Source organism: Clostridioides sp. ZZV14-6150 (assembly GCF_020657875.1).
In the GTDB taxonomy this organism is placed as follows: domain Bacteria; phylum Bacillota; class Clostridia; order Peptostreptococcales; family Peptostreptococcaceae; genus Clostridioides.
Window position 1 is genome coordinate 511,420 of the sequence record NZ_JAGWDA010000002.1, and the last position, 17,335, is coordinate 528,754.

At 26.4% G+C, this 17,335-nt stretch carries 21 protein-coding genes; 1 reads left to right on the forward strand and 20 read right to left on the reverse strand.

Annotated elements, in window-relative coordinates; genetic code table 11:
* Positions 1 to 43: 43 nt before the first annotated feature.
* From KGF41_RS04775 to KGF41_RS04830, 12 genes are all read right to left on the reverse strand, one after another.
* Entirely contained in the window at positions 44 to 733 is a 690-nt protein-coding gene (locus KGF41_RS04775) for a Crp/Fnr family transcriptional regulator (protein ID WP_227842322.1), read from the reverse strand.
* 62 nt (positions 734 to 795) lie between these two features.
* The gene (locus tag KGF41_RS04780; RefSeq protein ID WP_227482491.1) at positions 796 to 1,644 is read right to left on the reverse strand and encodes a MurR/RpiR family transcriptional regulator; all 849 of its coding nucleotides are present in this window, start codon (positions 1,642 to 1,644) and stop codon (positions 796 to 798) included.
* 18 nt (positions 1,645 to 1,662) lie between these two features.
* A complete protein-coding gene (locus tag KGF41_RS04785; protein WP_227828853.1) occupies positions 1,663 to 2,550 on the reverse strand; it encodes an ROK family protein in 888 nt (295 codons plus the stop codon).
* Between the two features lie 56 nt (positions 2,551 to 2,606).
* Positions 2,607 to 3,410 (reverse strand): sialate O-acetylesterase, encoded by an 804-nt coding sequence (locus KGF41_RS04790; RefSeq protein ID WP_227828854.1) that lies wholly within the window; start codon positions 3,408 to 3,410, stop codon positions 2,607 to 2,609.
* A 162-nt stretch (positions 3,411 to 3,572) separates the two neighbouring features.
* Positions 3,573 to 4,025, reverse strand: a complete 453-nt coding sequence (locus tag KGF41_RS04795) for a YhcH/YjgK/YiaL family protein (RefSeq protein WP_227828855.1) — start codon at positions 4,023 to 4,025, stop codon at positions 3,573 to 3,575.
* 157 nt (positions 4,026 to 4,182) lie between these two features.
* A complete protein-coding gene (locus KGF41_RS04800; protein WP_227828856.1) occupies positions 4,183 to 5,685 on the reverse strand; it encodes a sodium:solute symporter in 1,503 nt (500 codons plus the stop codon).
* Positions 5,686 to 5,718: 33 nt separating this feature from the next.
* Positions 5,719 to 6,600 (reverse strand): N-acetylneuraminate lyase, encoded by an 882-nt coding sequence (locus KGF41_RS04805; protein ID WP_413840264.1) that lies wholly within the window; start codon positions 6,598 to 6,600, stop codon positions 5,719 to 5,721.
* 69 nt (positions 6,601 to 6,669) lie between these two features.
* Complete coding sequence (locus KGF41_RS04810; protein ID WP_227828857.1) at positions 6,670 to 7,341, reverse strand: N-acetylmannosamine-6-phosphate 2-epimerase; 672 nt, start codon at positions 7,339 to 7,341, stop codon at positions 6,670 to 6,672.
* 256 nt (positions 7,342 to 7,597) lie between these two features.
* On the reverse strand, positions 7,598 to 8,089 hold the full coding sequence (locus KGF41_RS04815; protein ID WP_227828858.1) for a zinc ribbon domain-containing protein: 492 nt from the start codon (positions 8,087 to 8,089) through the stop codon (positions 7,598 to 7,600).
* Positions 8,090 to 8,110: 21 nt separating this feature from the next.
* Positions 8,111 to 9,475, reverse strand: coding sequence for a hypothetical protein (locus tag KGF41_RS04820; protein ID WP_227828859.1), 1,365 nt, complete (start codon positions 9,473 to 9,475; stop codon positions 8,111 to 8,113).
* Positions 9,476 to 9,794: 319 nt separating this feature from the next.
* The gene (locus KGF41_RS04825; protein ID WP_227856410.1) at positions 9,795 to 10,568 is read right to left on the reverse strand and encodes a DUF3037 domain-containing protein; all 774 of its coding nucleotides are present in this window, start codon (positions 10,566 to 10,568) and stop codon (positions 9,795 to 9,797) included.
* Between the two features lie 12 nt (positions 10,569 to 10,580).
* Positions 10,581 to 11,390, reverse strand: coding sequence for a HipA family kinase (locus tag KGF41_RS04830; protein WP_227856411.1), 810 nt, complete (start codon positions 11,388 to 11,390; stop codon positions 10,581 to 10,583).
* Between the two features lie 386 nt (positions 11,391 to 11,776).
* Here KGF41_RS04830 and KGF41_RS04835 point away from each other — a divergent pair, with 386 nt between their 5' ends.
* Complete coding sequence (locus tag KGF41_RS04835) at positions 11,777 to 12,247, forward strand: hypothetical protein (RefSeq protein ID WP_227856412.1); 471 nt, start codon at positions 11,777 to 11,779, stop codon at positions 12,245 to 12,247.
* 32 nt (positions 12,248 to 12,279) lie between these two features.
* Here KGF41_RS04835 and KGF41_RS04840 read toward each other — a convergent pair whose 3' ends face one another.
* The 8 genes from KGF41_RS04840 to KGF41_RS04875 all read right to left on the reverse strand — a co-directional run.
* Positions 12,280 to 13,086, reverse strand: coding sequence for an N-acetylmuramoyl-L-alanine amidase (locus KGF41_RS04840; RefSeq protein ID WP_227856420.1), 807 nt, complete (start codon positions 13,084 to 13,086; stop codon positions 12,280 to 12,282).
* The gene (locus KGF41_RS04845) at positions 13,086 to 13,352 is read right to left on the reverse strand and encodes a hypothetical protein (protein WP_074179733.1); all 267 of its coding nucleotides are present in this window, start codon (positions 13,350 to 13,352) and stop codon (positions 13,086 to 13,088) included. The genes KGF41_RS04840 and KGF41_RS04845 overlap by 1 nt, the downstream gene beginning before the upstream one ends.
* A gap of 45 nt (positions 13,353 to 13,397) precedes the next feature.
* On the reverse strand, positions 13,398 to 13,568 hold the full coding sequence (locus KGF41_RS04850; RefSeq protein ID WP_176702533.1) for a hypothetical protein: 171 nt from the start codon (positions 13,566 to 13,568) through the stop codon (positions 13,398 to 13,400).
* 26 nt (positions 13,569 to 13,594) lie between these two features.
* Positions 13,595 to 13,909 (reverse strand): hypothetical protein, encoded by a 315-nt coding sequence (locus KGF41_RS04855; protein WP_227856413.1) that lies wholly within the window; start codon positions 13,907 to 13,909, stop codon positions 13,595 to 13,597.
* 12 nt (positions 13,910 to 13,921) lie between these two features.
* Positions 13,922 to 15,847 carry a hypothetical protein gene (locus KGF41_RS04860; protein ID WP_227856414.1) on the reverse strand — a complete coding sequence of 642 codons (1,926 nt, stop codon included), beginning with the start codon at positions 15,845 to 15,847 and terminating at the stop codon, positions 13,922 to 13,924.
* 73 nt (positions 15,848 to 15,920) lie between these two features.
* Positions 15,921 to 16,058: an XkdX family protein gene (locus KGF41_RS04865; RefSeq protein WP_227845235.1), complete on the reverse strand. Its 138-nt coding sequence runs from the start codon at positions 16,056 to 16,058 to the stop codon at positions 15,921 to 15,923.
* Positions 16,058 to 16,390, reverse strand: coding sequence for a hypothetical protein (locus tag KGF41_RS04870; protein WP_227856415.1), 333 nt, complete (start codon positions 16,388 to 16,390; stop codon positions 16,058 to 16,060). The genes KGF41_RS04865 and KGF41_RS04870 overlap by 1 nt, the downstream gene beginning before the upstream one ends.
* 18 nt (positions 16,391 to 16,408) lie before the next feature.
* Positions 16,409 to 17,335 (reverse strand): hypothetical protein (locus KGF41_RS04875; protein WP_227856416.1); only part of this gene is annotated, 927 nt, incomplete at its 5' end.

Genomic DNA, 17,335 nt, shown 5'->3' on the forward strand with positions numbered 1-17,335 from the left:
TCTATACATAGATTCTCTTAATAATACCTTTATTTAATTATAATTAATTATTTTTAAAGTATTTTGATAGCTCGCTCTCTTTTACATAAAAACCTTTATTATCAATCTTTATAAGTTCTTCTTTTTGCAATACTTTTATCATTCTAGAAACTGTCTCTCTTTTACAACCAAGCATATCTGCTAAGTATGTAACTGTAAGATTTACATTTAATAATGTCCATTCTCCACAACAAACTCCAAATTCTTTACTTAATCTATATAATTTTGCTGCTAATTTCTTGTCTACTTTTATAGATATTGAATTTTTTAACTGTCTATATAAACGTCTTGTCCTTCTCTCCATATAAGAAATAATATCTTTTGTAAGCTGAAAATCATTTTTCATAATTTCTGTAAATTCTTCAATACTATAATAAAACACAATTGAATTTTCAAATGCCTCACATCCAACAGCAGAATTCTTAGTAAAATCAAAGGTAATGTCATTTATAATTTCTCCATTATTTAATATAAAAATCACCTTTCTCTCGCCATTTTCGCTTATCTTAAAAATAGATACTTTCCCATCTAAAAGTACATATACCCTGTCTAATTGTTCTTTTTCATAAAATAAAATTTCTTTTCTTTGTAATCTTTTTAGTTTAGCTTTTTCTTTAAGTTGATTCTTAGTTTCACTACATAAATTATTAAAAAGCATTACTTTGTTAATATCATAGTCTTTTAATTTAGACATGTAAAATCTCCCCATTACTAAATTTTTAAGAAAACCACATAAAGTATTACAAATATCTGATTTTATTCATTTTTAAACAGTTTTATAGCATTTGTAGTCTTGATTTTTCTTTCAATAGCTTCATTTGAAAGCTCTTTTACTACCTGTGTATATACTAAATCAATAATAAAAAATTGTGCTAATTTAGAAGATATTGAACCTGTTTCCAATACAGTTTCCCCTGATACATAAGATAAGTGCACATCTGAAATATCCTTCAATTCAGAATTTTTATTTTCAGTAATAGATATAATTTTAGCATTATTAGCTCTCGCAAGTTTTACAGTTTTTATAATTTCTTCAGTTTCGCCAGAATGAGAAATTGCAACTATTAAATCTCCTTCTTCCATTATAGAAGACATCATTATCATAGTATGACTACTATCAAAACTTACACAATTAAGTCCAATTCTCATAAACTTATAGTTTGAATCTTGTGCTATTATTCCTGAATATCCAATACCTATAAAGTAAACTTTTTTAGCATTTATTATAAGTCTTGCACAATCATGAACATCTACACTATTGATTATCTCAACAGTATTCTCTAAAGTAGTTATATTTGAGTTTAAAAGTTTCTTGGCTGTATCTAAAGCTGGCTCATCATTTTGTATATTCTTATTTATAATATTTTTTTTATTACTACTTGATATTTCTTGTGCTAAAGTAACTTTAAAGTCTTGCAACCCATTAAACTTCATTTTTTTAACAAATCTAGTTATAGTTGCTTCACCAATATTACTCTCTTTAGCAATTTGTGATATTGGTTTATAAAATACATCCTCTATATTTTCTTTTATATAAGCTATCAGTAATTTATCTGACTTTGTGACTTTAAAAGTTGGTGATTCTAATTGTTCTAAAATACTCATTAAAAAACCTTCTATTCTCTATATTTTGTTTAAAAAATTATATAATGCCCCAAGCATACCTGCATCATTTTGTCTCTTTGCAAATTCTACATTAGTATTTTTATAAACTCTTTCTATAAGAATCTCCTTTAACGCTCTATCTATTTTAGGTTTTAGAAATTCTTCTTGTGCCATTATTCCGCCACCTAAAATTACAACTTCTGGATTTATTACATAACATATATTTGCAATACCAATTGCTAATGATTTTATCATATTATCCAATTCTTTTAAACAATCTTCGTCATTATTCTTTGCTAAATCAAAAATTATTTTCCCATTTAGGTCATTTTCATCCATATTTTTTATTTTTGCTAATTTTTTTACCAAGCTACTAGTTGATGCCAACTCTTGAAAAGTACTTCCATTCATATTCATATATCCTACTTCACCAGCACTATTACTAAATCCATTTATAAGCTTATTATTTATTATAACACAACCACCAATACCAGTACCTATTGTCATACAGATAGAAGAAGTTGCTTCCTTACCTGCTCCAAGCCACATTTCACCAAGACCAGCACAATTAACATCATTTTCAACTTCACATTTTATATTAAATTCTTTTTCTATCTCTTTCTTTAATTCCATACCTTTATAGTTTGGAATTAATTCTTCTAACGCAAATACTATCTTACCTTCAATTGGGTCAACCATACCTGCAGTTGATATACATATCCCATCAATATTATTTTCTTTCATATATTTTTTAACTATTTTCTTTATTTTAGATAATATTCCTGGTCCACCTTTTTCTTTTGCTTCAGTATCTAAACTTGATTTATCGATTATTAACCCATCTTCTCTAATAAATCCATATTTTATTGAAGTACCTCCAATATCTATACAAACGTAATTTTTCATAACATATCTCCATACAAATTATTTTTATAACCAATATTACTAATTAAAACTTTATATTACATGAATTTTTTATTTATTTTTTCTAACTCATAGATATATTTTCTCGCTTCTGATAAATCTATGGTATCCTTTAATATAATTTTTTCCTCAGTTATATGATATTTATAAATATTCTTACATAAATCTTCTCCTAACATATTAAGACCTTCTTGACTATAATGTACATCATCAATAGTTAGACCTTGATCATGAAATTTCATAGCAATTTTACTTCCTATACTTAATATGTCACACTCATTACAAGCAAATTCTTGCGCTGCTGCAATTCGTCTTGTTCTAACAAAATATTCATCTTCTCCAAGCCAATAACCAGTTAAACTAACAAACATTTTATCAATCATACATTCTTCCTTAAGTCTATATGCAATTTTTTTTAGACTCTCTTTATAGTATAAAACATCACTACCATATTTTGCATCACTTTCACCTTGAATCCAAATAGCATATTTATTTGATATTTTATAATCCTTGCTTAAAGTATTACACCCTGCATTAAACTTTTCTATAGTATCATCTAAAAACCAGTTATTATCATGATTCCAATTTTTTATTCTTGACCCATCCTTTGCATTGTGTATAAAACAAACTTTATTACCAGTAAGTCTATTCCACTCATTTGAAAATGCAGGTGCTATAGTCCCATCCCCTTCAGAAGTCTCTAACTCACATCTCATGTTTATAATCTCGTCAGTACTTAAGTATTCAAAACAATTCTCATTTGGAATAACACTGTCTTTTGGATTTCCCAAACCTCTAGCATTACTTTGTCCTATTAATAAAAATACATCTATATTATCCATAAATTAACTCCTCTATACAATTCTAAACTTTTTAATGTCTATTTAAACTTTCCTATAAAAAACTAAGGCTGAAAATAGTAATCTAACTAAAATTTACGAAATCTCACTAATCGCTGAAAGTTAAATCACTATTTTCAGCCTTAGCGGTTATATAAATTTTCATTATCTAACCAAAACCTTAAAAATAGCTTTTTTGATATTTTCTTTTTCTGAAACTTTTATTGCTGTCATATGTGCATCTTCTGGATAACATACTAGGAAATCACCTTTTCTAAGTTCAACATATCCATTATTTTGTCCATCAAGAGGTAGAAAGTCACCATCTTCCTCATATGTCTTTTGCTCTAGATTTTCTATAAAATTCAAATCTATTCTTTCACATCCATCTAGCATCAAGTGTACATCTATATATTTCTTATGAGCTTCCCAGAATCTTTCTTCTTTTTCACAAGTTTTATACTCAACGATATTTACAAAGATGTCATCACCATCTATTGTATGAGTCCCTTTTTCGTAATCTATCAATGAATTTTCTTTAGCATATTCAAAACACTTAAGCAAATCTTCATGTAATGTTGAATATGTCTTACTATGATTTATACTTCCAAATATCATAAGCACTATCTCCCTATATAATTTTAAATACATTCTACTTTCAAATTTTTTACATATAAAGTTCTTTATACATTCTTATAGAGTAACTAGATTATTTATATATCTAATCACTCTAATCTAGTCACTCTATAAGATAATTTCTTATTTAAATTCTATATTATTTTTCATAATAAACTGTAGTTTCAGCTTTTGGTAAATATACTTTTGCTTTAACTTTAGATTCTATTGCACTAAATACTGTTCCTACTACTACAGAAGTAGTTATTGTTATTAGAGAATAAGCCCAAGAAGTTACTTCTGGTACTCTGTATTTTAGATAAACAACTAAAATTGCTGATACTGCAAATCCAACATATGCTCCCATTTTAGTTGCTCTTTTACAAAACGCACCAAGTACAAATATTCCTGCTAAAACTCCTAAAACTAGACCCATAAAACTATTGAACCATTCATATGCTGACTTTATCTCTCCATTTGCTAAGATTATTGCAACAACTATAGAAAGTATACCTACTCCCAATGATATATATTGTGCTACCTTAGTTTGTCTTTCCATACTCATATCTTTTGTTATAATAGTTTGTATATCTAAAGTCCAACTTGTAGCAACTGAATTAAGTCCTGTTGATAAAGTTGATTGAGATGCTGCATATATTGCTGCAAGTAGTATTCCTGTTATACCTACTGGTAATTCATAAGCTATATATGATGCAAATACTTGGTCTTGTTGAACTGTTTGAGCTAAATCTGGGTTTTGAGTATAGTATATAAATAAACAAGTTCCAATTAGATAAAATACTGTTGCAAGTCCCATTGATAAAACACCATTTCCATATGTCATTTTGTTAAGTTGTTTTATATCAGTTGTTGTAGTAAATCTTTGAACTATATCTTGACTTGATACATATGATGAAAAAGTATTAAGACCAGCTCCAACAAATATTATAAATGCACTTGTAGATAGTATATTTTTATCAAACATAACTTCATTTGTTGCTAAGAATTTATGACCACTTGTAAGAGTATCCATCACTGTTCCAAATCCACCATTTATACTTGATATTAGATAGAATAGCGTACCTGTAACACCTACTATTAGTACCATACCTTGTATAAAGTCAGTCCATAAAACAGCTTTTAATCCACCTGTATATGAATAAATTATTGCTATTACACCCATAACTATTATTAACACATTTACAGGTATTCCTGTAAGACCTGCTAAAACTACTGATGGTAGATACATTATTATAGACATACGTCCTATTTGGTATATTATAAACATTAAAGCTCCAAGCACTCTAAGACCTTTACTTTCATATCTCATTTCTAAGTACTCATATGCAGTGTCTATTTCTAACCTACTATATAGTGGCAAGAAGAATTTTATTGTTAAAGGTATAGCTATAAACATACCTAATTGTGCAAACCATAAAATCCATGTTCCACCATAAGAATTACCTGCTAGTGATAAAAATGATATTGGGCTTAATAATGTGGCAAATATTGACACTGATGTAACCCACCATGGAATAGTTCCATCACCTTTGAAGAACTCTTTTCCTTTCATTTCCTTCTTTGAAAATAACAATCCTGCAAATAAAACTGCTAATAAGTAAACTACTAGTATTGCAAAATCTATCCAAGTAAATCCTACCATTTTACTAATCCTCCCATACTAAAAGTATTTTTATTAAAAATACTTTCTGTATATTTCTTTCGCTCTTGATTTCATTTCATCAGTTGCTTCTTTCATAGGTTGTCTGCAATATCCAGCTTCAACACCTTGTTCTTCAAGTAGTAATTTAATTGTTTGATATAGACCATTTCCTAATATATCTGTTATTAAATCATTTGTCACATGTTGTACTTCAAGTGCTTCTGATATTTTTTCATTCTTAGTTAGTTCAAATATTTGTCTAGCTCTGACACCGTTTACATTGAATGTAGAACCAATTGCTCCATCTACACCTAAAACTGTAGCTGGTAACATCATTTCATCGAAACCTGCAAATATTAATTTATTTGGGAATGTTTTTCTCATTCTTTCTAATAAGTAGAAATCTGCTGCTGTAAACTTAACACCTATTATTTTTTCATTTTCAAATAATTCTCCAAATTGATCTAAACTCATATCAACACCAGTTAAAAATGGTATAGAGTATATTATTAATCTATTATCTACAGAATTTATTATTGTATTGTAATAATGTTTTATTTCTTCAAAATCGAATTTATAGTAAAAAGGTGTAACAGCACTTATAGCATCATATCCTAAATCAGTTGTAAATTTAGCAAGTTCTACAGCTTCTTTTAAATTAACTGAACCAACTTGAGCTATTAACTTTATTTCTTCTTTCACTTCATCTTTAGCTATTTCAAATATTTTTTTCTTTTCATCAGTTGAAAGCATGAAGTTTTCTCCTGTACTTCCACCTACATAAAGACCATCTATTTTACAAACATCTATATTATGTCTAATTATTTGTCTTAACCCTTTTTCGTTTATATTTCCTTCCTTATCAAATGAAACTAATAATGCTGAATAAATTCCTTTCATATCTGTTGTTCTCATATCTTTACCTCCAATTTTAATTTTCAAATATAGTTAAATATAATAAATTTTTAATTTATAAATTAATTTTTAATTAATTTCGATTGCTTTAACAAATTTTTCTGTTATCAATTGTGGTCTTGTTATTGCCGAACCTACAACTGATGAATGAACTCCAAGTTCAAATACTTTTTTTAAATCTTGTGGAGTATTTACTTTTCCTTCTGCTATTACAGGTATTTTTAAATCTTTAACCAGTCTTTCCATCAGTACAAAATCTGGACCATCTAAAGTTTCTGTATATGGAGTATACCCAGATAATGTAGTTGAAACGCAATCTACACCGTATTCTTGTGCCTTAACAGCTTCATCATAATTTGAAATGTCAGCCATTACTAAAACATTATTTTCTTTTATATAATTTATAATTTCTTTCAAATCTTCGTTGTTTGGTCTAACTCTATTAGTAGCATCCAGTGCTATCATTTCACATCCTGTTGTTAAAAGCTCATCTACTTCTTTTTTAGTTGGTGTTATATATATATCTGAATCTTCGTAATTTCTCTTTATAATACCTATGACAGGAAGTCCAGTAACTTTTTTTATTTCAATAATATCATCAACTCCTTGAGCTCTAATTCCAACTGCTCCACCTTCCTGAGCAGCTCTAGCCATTCTACCCATTATAAAAGAACTATGAAGAGGTTCATTTTCTAAAGCTTGGCATGATACTATTAGTCTTCCCTTTACCTTATCTAGCATTTTTTTGATTACCTCGTTTCTGAAATTTATTTTCTTAATTTATGTATTAATAATAACATGAAAACTTTTTCTTTGCAATATTTTTTCATATTTTTTTATCAATTCTATTTTTTATAGGTTTATTCCAAGTATTTCCTTGTATTTCATAGTTTTAAGAAAATTTATTTCATTTTTTTGGTTTTTATTTTCATTCCTATATAGATACAAATGATTTCAATAAAAAAACCCATGTATACAATACATAGGTTTCCCAATATTATTCTAAATCCATAATAATTTTTCTACCACAACATGGACAAAACTCAGATTCTGAATCTATCTCACTTTCACAATAGCCACAAACTATAAAATCATCACAATCATTATCTAATTCAAATTTTCTACCACATTCAGCGCAATATTTGTCATTTATATTTCCAACATAGCCACATTCACAAGTTACATTGCTTTCTGCAATTTCCATATCATTGATTTCCATATTTTTTTCATAAATTATCTTATCAAGTTCTAATAACTCATCACAGAATTTATCAAAACACTCATCATCAATAGAATTTTCTCTAATTTTTTGATAAGTCAACATTCCCATTTCTAAAAAGAGCTTACTCTTCTTTTCTTGAATATCATCAATTTCTCTATTTATCTTTGATTTTTCTTTATATAATTCAATCTTAAATTTTCCATTGCCAAATCTTTTTTTAACCTTAGAAAATTTATCATCCACTGTCTTTTTATTATTTTCTTCCACAGAAGTTTCCTCCAATCATATTTAATCAGCTGAGTTTAGTTTATATCCTATTAAAGATATCACAAAACTGTATATAAATGAAATTATAATAGTCGAGAACACTTTAAATTGCATAACTAGAGTTGTTCCATAACTAGTTGTATTAAAGAAATTAATATTACTATCAAGTATAAATGTGCTAAACAAAGCTAACATACCCATTAAAAATGCATAATATATACTAAATATTATTACAGGTTTAATACTATGTGTTTCATATTTAAATCTTAACTTATATCCATTTAATAAAATTATTAATGCAGACAAAGCCCCCATTGCATAAAACATTAATTTAGTATCTCCAAATAAAGATGATGAACCTAAGCTAAACATTGACAATGTTGAATTTATTATTGTTACTGAAATTCCATTTGCAAAAGCCCACATATAGCTCGCAATTTGTGGCAATATAGCAAATAAATCAATGCCACTTGAATATCCACTCATATTCAATTCATTTAAATAACTACTATCAGATATAGTTAATACAAAAAGTATTGCTAACACTAAAACATATCCTAATATGAATATTTTAATAGCATTTGAAAAAAGGGACATATATATATTTTCTTTTTCATAGCTTTTTCTATAATTAGTTATATATGTACATATAAATCCTAATACAAATCCATTTAGTAGTGCACTAAAAAATTCGTAACTATACTCTAAAGCATATCCATATTCTAGCATACTATGTGAGCTAGTTTTAACATTAGTAAAAGTACATAAAATAGCTAAAATTAATCCATATAAAATTCCAACTCCAAGAGAATTGGCTAGTGTAGTTTTTGAATCCTTACATCTTTTTCTCATAAAAATTAAATTTGATATAATTAATCCTAAAACAGGAATTATAAGTAATATTAACAAGCCTATATTTGCACTTATAAATCCAGAGCCCATCATAGTAGACATAGATACGCTAATTTGTCCTAGATTAAGAGCTAAAATTATATGTGCTGGATTTATCATGTAACTGATATCATTAAATTGAACAGTAATTATAGCCTTAAATATTAATGAAATAACAAGCAATATAAATATAGTTGAAAAGGTCGTTAAAAATATCCCTCTTGTATTTGCGTGATATGAGTGTTCTTTTATTTTAGATTTTAAGTCAAGTTTTGTTTCGCTTGACTTTAATGATACTATTTCATAAAGTTCATTTCCACAAAATTTACAGTAATTATCTTTAGGATTATTTTCTTTGTTGCAACTAGAGCAAATTTTATCTTCTTTAGTTTCGAGTGTAAGGTTATTATTTTTTATTTTTCTAGTTGGCTTACCTGTTTTTTTAGAATAGTTGCTATATGAATAATTCATGTTATCTATTTTTTTTTCATCCATTTTTTCCCTCCAAATTTTACCATTATCAATTATCAATTATAACTATATCATATAAAACTTAATTATACCTTAATTGGATATATTTATCTAATTTATTTGTTTATTGTTGTTATTATTTAACAAGTGTTGATATTTCAATAATTTATTATGGTTAGTTTTGTTATTTCTGTTTTATTATGCTTAATTTAAATTCATTCTATTCTTTATTTTCGGTGGCAAGATGGTGGCAAGATAAGTTTTGCCACCATTTATTTTTGAAGTACATAAAAAAGGTATAAAGAGATAGTTTTATCCTCTTTATACCTTCAAATAACTAGAATTAATTGCATCTTAAAACAATATTTTCTCTTGTTTTAATATTTAAATTTTGTATAAAAGAAATTACATCTACGAAAGTTATTAGTTTTGCACTTTCTTCTTTTAATATATTATATAAAATATTATACTCTCCACTAGAGAAATCTATATCTGTTACAAAAACAACTTTATAATCATTGCTTAATTTATATGCATCATACGCCCATTTTTTTACATTTCTTATCATGCTATTTTCATCTTTATTCTCAAACTTAAAAACTTTAAATACATAATCATCTATTATAAAATCAAACTTAAGAGATTCATTAAAATACCCTGTAACATTTCCTTTATCATAACTTATCTTTGAGTTTTTCATGGTATATTTAATAAATTCAATCTGCTCTTTATTGTTAGGTCTCTTTCCTTTTTCTAAGTCTAATGGCATATATTGTCTTATACAAGCATTAATAAAATCTTGGAAGTCTTCATCTATGTCTATGCTAACAACTTCAGTAAATTTTAATTCATTTACATAAAACTTTGTATAATCTTTAAGAATAAAATTTCCCTTCGAAGCAAATTCTTGTACTTCTTCTTTTATAGCTTCCAACTGCAATTTAACAATATCAATATCTAACTCGTCATTAAATGCTTTTAATCTCTGCCATTTTTTTATTGTCTTGAATTCACAAATATTGTTAGTTCTATCATGAAATAATATTCCTAAAGTTAAACAGTCTTTTGACACTATAGATGGATAATTACAAAGAATTGAATATTGAACATTTAGCATAAAATCACCTCCTTAATATTTATAACTTGCTATCATATTTACAAAATAATCAATATGATTAATTCTATAATTTATATAATCTAATAAAGATTTTAATTCATTAATATCATTTTCCCAAGAATTCGGAATTTTTTCGATAAGAAAATCTAAATTATTGCATAATTTACTTTTGAAAAAATTTGCTTCATTATTCATTACTATCATATTTATATCCATTGATTTTTTAAACATAGAATATAAATATGAATTGTCACACATTATATATTCATCTTTATAGTCTTCACTTTGTATTTTTTGTTTTAATTGGCAACTATCCCATATTGAACCTAAATTAAATGTATGACTATGATCTATAATCATTAGTTCTCTATTACCTGTTTTACCCATTCTTAATAAGAGATTACCTTTATTCCTATCATTATTGTAAATAATATGGTCAAATAACATAAGTTTAGGTATTAAACATTCTTGATTCGACGCTAGTTTTAACATTTTATGTGAACTTATCAATGTAACATTATTTATATATTCAGAACAAAAACCTATTCCATAACAATTAGATGAAAAATCTTCTATGATATTATATATATTAGAATCGATTTTTGTGTTATTATCAATTTTACAAAGTTTAGCAGTAGGTATTGGCAACTCTAATCTTTGGGCTAAAAGATAGCATACTAGTTCATTTATCAAGACTTTATTTCCTTGTACATTATTATTTGTTTTAATTACATATTGTCTATTATCTCCAATACCAAATATAGGATTCGTTGCGCCATTTCCCATTGGATGTCTTAATTCTTCTATATATTGTATATCCAAATTATTTCCTCCTGCAATACTTAATATTATATTCTGTTTATATTAAAAAAATTCCTCTTTAGCATGTAATTTATATTATAAACAAAAATATTGATTTTTTCAAAGAAATACTCAAAATATTACAAAATAATTCAAAATCAACATCCTATTACTTATATTATACTAAAAAATAATCGAACAAAATATTAACTTTTTGTATTTTTTTAATTAAATAATTTATATTCTATATATAATATGCTTTTTTCTTTACATTAGAATATATTCTAAACTAATTGATACTTATAATTTCATAATTATAAAATCGTTCGACAAATTGCTGATATAAACTCTTAAATATGCTATAACTTAAAGTATATTATATATTAATTTATGGAGGATTATAAAATATGCTTATTTTTGATATAATTAGATTTAATAAAAAAAGTAGTATAGAACAATTAAAAATTATTCAAGAGGAAGAAAAACCAGAAATAAAGGAATACGAAGAATATTACGAATATAATTACAGATTTTACAGTTCTCTTCGGGAGATGGATTCAATAGAAAATATAAAAAAAGAAAAAACACGCATCAAAACTCTTTTAGAGTCCAAAAATAATCCAGCAATTCCATTTGCAATTGCTATTATTGCCGTATTTATATCAATTTTCTTTAGTCTATTTGCTAGCAATATTATAAAAGATTTTTATAATGCTTGTGCTATAATAGGGGCTTTTTTTTGTATTTATTTGTATCTAATATGTGAAGCTCAGCAAAAATCAGATAGTTACCAGAAATTTCGTATTAATTCATTGCAAGTATTAGATGATATGGAAAATAAAAAACTTAAAGAAAGAAAATATAGCAAAAGGAGGTAGTAACTATTTCTAGTTACTACCTCCTAATCAGTTTATTTGTTTATAAAATCTAAGGCTTTATGAAGTGTATCCAATCTATCATTACCTTTTATCATAGTATATTTCTCTTTAGTTATGGAGCTTATCCTATTACATGCTCCTCCCCCTACAACATATAAATTTTCGGTTTGGTATGGTTTGTAATCTTTTATATCACATACCAAACATTCTTCTTTTTTATATGCCCAACCAATTACAGTCGCAGGTATTTTATCAACTTCACCATCATAAACTACTGTATGTTTATACATGATTTTATCCTCACTATTATCTTTGTTATCTATTATCTTATTCAAAATGCCTTCTGCAATTAATCTCGCTATTGTATTTTTACATTTAATATAATAATCTGTATCAGCTTTGCTATCTACAAAACAGACTTCAATTAGTATTGCTGGTGCTTTTGTATTATTAAGCCAATAAAGACCTCTCACATCTGATTTAACACCTCTATTTTTAAATACTGTTGATAATTTTGAATTAACTCTTTCAGCATATAATTTGCCATTATTAGTTTTGTATATTGTTTCTGTACCCATAGGATTTAGGGTTGTACTGTTTGCATTGAAATGGATTTGTACTGCTAAGTCTACATCTTGTTTATTGGCTATTTGACATTGTTGTGCTAAGTAGTTGTTAGATTTATCTATCTTGCCAGTATATACAGTTGCTCCACCTCTATTTAACCATTTAATGATTAAGTCTGTTAATATTCTATTTTCTTTTCCTTCATCTACATAACCAACTGCTCCTGTTCCTTTTCCTGTTAGTGTATGCCCTGGTACTATTGCTACTTTCATCATCTATCACCTTCTTTCTGTAGCATAACTTTTATATCTGTTACATCTTCTTTTATTTCCTCTACATCCGTTTTCATTGCTCCCATTTCAACAAGTATATTTTTATTGATTTCTTGTTGCTGTGTTGATAGTTCAATGAAATTTTCTACTGTTTTTTTATACATGTCCCTATCTTCTTTTTTCTCTTGCATAGTATTTTTAAATAATAAGGCACATAGTATGCCTATTGCTCCTAAACTGCTTAGTTCTGTTAATAACTGCTCCATGATGACCTCCTGCTAAAATTGATATAAAAAAAGAACCTTTATGTTTTAGATAATAGGTTCTTTTGGTACTTCTTCTTTGTTTATCATGTTTGTTAACTCTGTGTATTCATTTTCTTTAATTCTATTTAATGCATAAAATACATCCAATTTAGTTTGCAACTCATCTTTAGTTTCATAATTTTTTTGTTCAATCATTCTTTTTAAAATATTGTACATATTCTTACCTCCAAATTTTTATAACTTTATAGCACATTATTTGTGTTAAGTTCTAATATAGAAATTCTATAAGCATTATCTATTAATAGATTGTCTTGCTCCTTTTGATTTTCTTTTAAAATTGTACTTTCATCAAGTGATTGTTCTGGTTTGACTGGATTGTTTTGTAATTCTAACCACTCATTATAAGACTGTTCACCTGTTTTAGTTACCTCTCCATTTTTTACTATTGGAGTAAATAATTGTTTATCTTCTGTAATAAAGTAATTATCTATATTATTTAAATCATTTTCAAAACCATATCTTATTAAAGTTTCTTTTTTCTTTTTTATATCTATCATATTTTTTCCTTTCTAAATTAAATAGTTTACATATAAATACAACCAACTTCTATAAGTTATATCATTATAATATATCTCAATTTCTCCATTTGTACGAATGATTCCGTTATAATACTTTCCATCTGTTGTTTGAAATATTACTATTATACCTTTACGAGGTGCATATTTTAAAGGTATCTTTCCAATAATAGTACCTGCTGTTGTAACACCTCCATTAATTGTTGCATTAATTGTTACAAAATTATTATTTGTGCAATAGTTTCCAACAGAACTAGCATATCCAAGATATGGCTGCCATCCATTAAGAAAGTTTATTGAAAATGGAAAATCGGTTCTGACGTTAGAATTTTTTATATTATCTCTGATAGCTTCTATATGACTACCTAAATTTTGTGTACTTTCAAAGTTGATACTTGGAGTTACGACACCAGAGTCACAGATAAATTTAGTTTGAGTGTCATATTGTTCTAAATTCAAGTAACTTAACTCAATTTCTCTTGGTATTTCTAATTCATAAATTATTTTCAAAGGATTTTTCTTCAATTTTTCTTTAAAATTAACAATGCTAAAAGGAGATATTAAAGTATCTACTATATCTATTACACCTATTCCATTTTCTGTTGATATAGATAATGCTGATTCAGTTTGAACATTATATATATAGTCTACATGAGATTGCTTGTATAAGTTAGTTATAAACTTAGACATATCTAATCTTAATACAGATATATCTAAATTTAATCTAAACTCATACATTCCATGCACTTCTATCCAGTTTTCATTACCATTAAAAACTATTTCTTCACATCTTTGTATTAGTTTATAGGAACCATTTTTGTAAACTATTTCATCTCTGATTCCATTTGGTAAACTTCTTAATGTATATGGAATTGTCTTTTTGTCATATTTATTTCCTTTAGTTATAATTGTTTTATTCCCATTATCATGCAAATCTTTTATTATAGTAACTCTTAGATATTTTGCATTTTGGGGGCTTCTAGCAACATAAAAAATATCTTTATCTCCTATTATTCTTTCATTTAATGGTGTTGGTATAAAACTCTTATTTATATCATACCAACAAATATTTCTACTACAATTATAAAAAGTATACTCTGTATTTGGTTCTATTTCTATATAGTCTAATGTATATTTATGATTACTAGCTTCAGAAATAAGTTCCTCTCCATTAAGATATTGTAAAATATAATTATCTTTGAAATCGGCATTCTTATTAAAGATATTAATTCCACTATATTGATAACTTAAAAGTTCTATTTTATCTCTTTGCCCAACACTTAATAGTTCGTTAGAGTAATCTATATTAATATCTGTATAATCTCCTTCTAATATGGTAATTTTCAAACTTACTTCATAACCAGATGCAAGTGTATCATTATCTAAAACACTCCTTAAAACAACGTTACAATCACTTAAGTCTGATATGGTTGTAAATGTATATCTGAATTTACCAATTACTCCTCCTAATATAGCTATATTTGTCAGATTAGGAATAAATACTGAATTTTCTTCTCCTAAACTATGAATATATATTCCACTTGTACTAGGTAAAGTGTTTTTATCAACATCAACTATTATTGTATATATAGTATCTGGTTTATATAAAGTATAATTGGTTGTAAAAAAATTAGAATATCTTATATCATTTTCTGTTAGTATGTTTATTTTTCCATCTAAAAAAGTTGCTTTCCATAAAGAAAAATCTGAACTAGTTTTTCCCCATAAATCAATTAGTGTATTACCTTGTATATTAAGATTAGTAAAATAACCCTTTTTACTATTTTCTATTATATATCCTCCTGTAGCTATGCTGTAATTTACGCTTTCTATCTCTTTCAAGTTTTCTATATCTTCAAATCTTTTATTTGTATTATTTGGTATATGTTTTAGTTTTTTTATAATATCTTTATTTTTCAAATTATCACCTCTTTAAAGTGTTTAGAGAACTGCATATTAATGTAGTTCTCTATTTCTTACAATAAAAAAAGAACTATACCATATAGCTCTCACCTATTATTTGCTTATATTCTATTTCTGTTATTTTATTCTTAACTACTGAGTTTTTGACCATCTCTTTAGTCCACATTTTATTATCATAGTAGTATTTTATTTTTTCAAATCCTAACATTATATTAATCCTCCCATCATTAGTGCATAGTTTATATTAGCATTTTCCTGCTCTAATTCTTTAATCTTCTTTAATGCTTCCTGTTCTGGCGTTAAAGGTATTTCCACATACTCATATGTAATCTCTTTTGTTGCCTTATCTACATACATAACAGATGCAAAACCTTCTCTTTGTTCTGCTTCTACTACTTCATTAACTAATACTCCATTTAATTCTAATTCTTGAGCTGATTTATTTAACCCATATGTTTGGTCAAAAGGCATATTGTGTATTAAATTCACCTTATATATATTTCCTTCTTTGTGTTCTAATCCTGTTAAATATTTTTGCATTTTATTTCCTCCTAAATTTTAATTATAATAAGCTATTTTTTGTACTGTATGTGTATTTTGTAGCTTCTTTACTAAATTACTTCTATCACCAGTGATTATATTATTTTCTAAATCAATACATACACTCATTACCCAGTCCTTGTAATTTGAATATTTCCAAATTTCTACTCCATTAGTTGAGATTTTTCTAATAGTATTATCACTACTTCCACTATATATATTGTTGTAAGAATCAACTATAACTGACCTTAGTCCACTAATATGTCCTGTAAACTTCCAAATTTCTACTCCATTACCTGAGATTTTTCTTACAGTTTTATCACTACTTCCACTTATTATATTATTGTAAGAGTCTACATCTAACGAGAATATAAAGTCAGTATGACCTATGAATTTCCAAATCTCAATACCATTAGAAGAAATTTTCCTAATTGTTTTATCATCACCACTACTTATTATATCATTACTTGAATCAACACATACTGCACGAACTATTGAGGTATAATTTGTAAATTTCCAAATTTCAATGCCATTAGAAGAAATTTTCCTTATATTATTATCACTACTCCCACTTATTATATTGTCTTGTAAATCTACACAAATTGATTCTATTGCATAAATATACTGTAAACTTAAAATTTCGATACCTAAAGAAGATATTTTTATTATTTTATTGTTTCCGCACGCAATTATATTATTATTAGAATCAATACATACTTCATACGAAGAATTAACAATTCCTGTAAATTTCCAAATTTCATTGCCTGAAGAAGATATCTTTCTTATAGAATCATCATAGCCTCCACTTATTATATTATTCTCTAAGTCTATACATACAGAACGTACTAGCCTAGTATGACCTGTAAATTCCCATATTTCAATGGGATTAGGTAAGACTTCTTTCATGATAGTATCCAATTTAGTTATTTTATGTATTTCACTTTG

Coding starts and splice junctions, on each gene's coding strand:
- KGF41_RS04835 (WP_227856412.1), top strand. CDS start 11,777: ATGCTTATTTTTGATATAATTAGATTTAATAAAAAAAGTAGTATAGAA.
- KGF41_RS04840 (WP_227856420.1), bottom strand. CDS start 13,086: ATGAAAGTAGCAATAGTACCAGGGCATACACTAACAGGAAAAGGAACA.
- KGF41_RS04795 (WP_227828855.1), bottom strand. CDS start 4,025: ATGATATTTGGAAGTATAAATCATAGTAAGACATATTCAACATTACAT.
- KGF41_RS04800 (WP_227828856.1), bottom strand. CDS start 5,685: ATGGTAGGATTTACTTGGATAGATTTTGCAATACTAGTAGTTTACTTA.
- KGF41_RS04810 (WP_227828857.1), bottom strand. CDS start 7,341: ATGCTAGATAAGGTAAAGGGAAGACTAATAGTATCATGCCAAGCTTTA.
- KGF41_RS04775 (WP_227842322.1), bottom strand. CDS start 733: ATGTCTAAATTAAAAGACTATGATATTAACAAAGTAATGCTTTTTAAT.
- KGF41_RS04825 (WP_227856410.1), bottom strand. CDS start 10,568: ATGCTAAATGTTCAATATTCAATTCTTTGTAATTATCCATCTATAGTG.
- KGF41_RS04805 (WP_413840264.1), bottom strand. CDS start 6,600: ATGAGAACAACAGATATGAAAGGAATTTATTCAGCATTATTAGTTTCA.
- KGF41_RS04855 (WP_227856413.1), bottom strand. CDS start 13,909: ATGATAGATATAAAAAAGAAAAAAGAAACTTTAATAAGATATGGTTTT.
- KGF41_RS04820 (WP_227828859.1), bottom strand. CDS start 9,475: ATGGATGAAAAAAAAATAGATAACATGAATTATTCATATAGCAACTAT.
- KGF41_RS04785 (WP_227828853.1), bottom strand. CDS start 2,550: ATGAAAAATTACGTTTGTATAGATATTGGAGGTACTTCAATAAAATAT.
- KGF41_RS04850 (WP_176702533.1), bottom strand. CDS start 13,568: ATGTACAATATTTTAAAAAGAATGATTGAACAAAAAAATTATGAAACT.
- KGF41_RS04870 (WP_227856415.1), bottom strand. CDS start 16,390: ATGCAAAAATATTTAACAGGATTAGAACACAAAGAAGGAAATATATAT.
- KGF41_RS04865 (WP_227845235.1), bottom strand. CDS start 16,058: ATGTTAGGATTTGAAAAAATAAAATACTACTATGATAATAAAATGTGG.
- KGF41_RS04845 (WP_074179733.1), bottom strand. CDS start 13,352: ATGGAGCAGTTATTAACAGAACTAAGCAGTTTAGGAGCAATAGGCATA.
- KGF41_RS04780 (WP_227482491.1), bottom strand. CDS start 1,644: ATGAGTATTTTAGAACAATTAGAATCACCAACTTTTAAAGTCACAAAG.
- KGF41_RS04790 (WP_227828854.1), bottom strand. CDS start 3,410: ATGGATAATATAGATGTATTTTTATTAATAGGACAAAGTAATGCTAGA.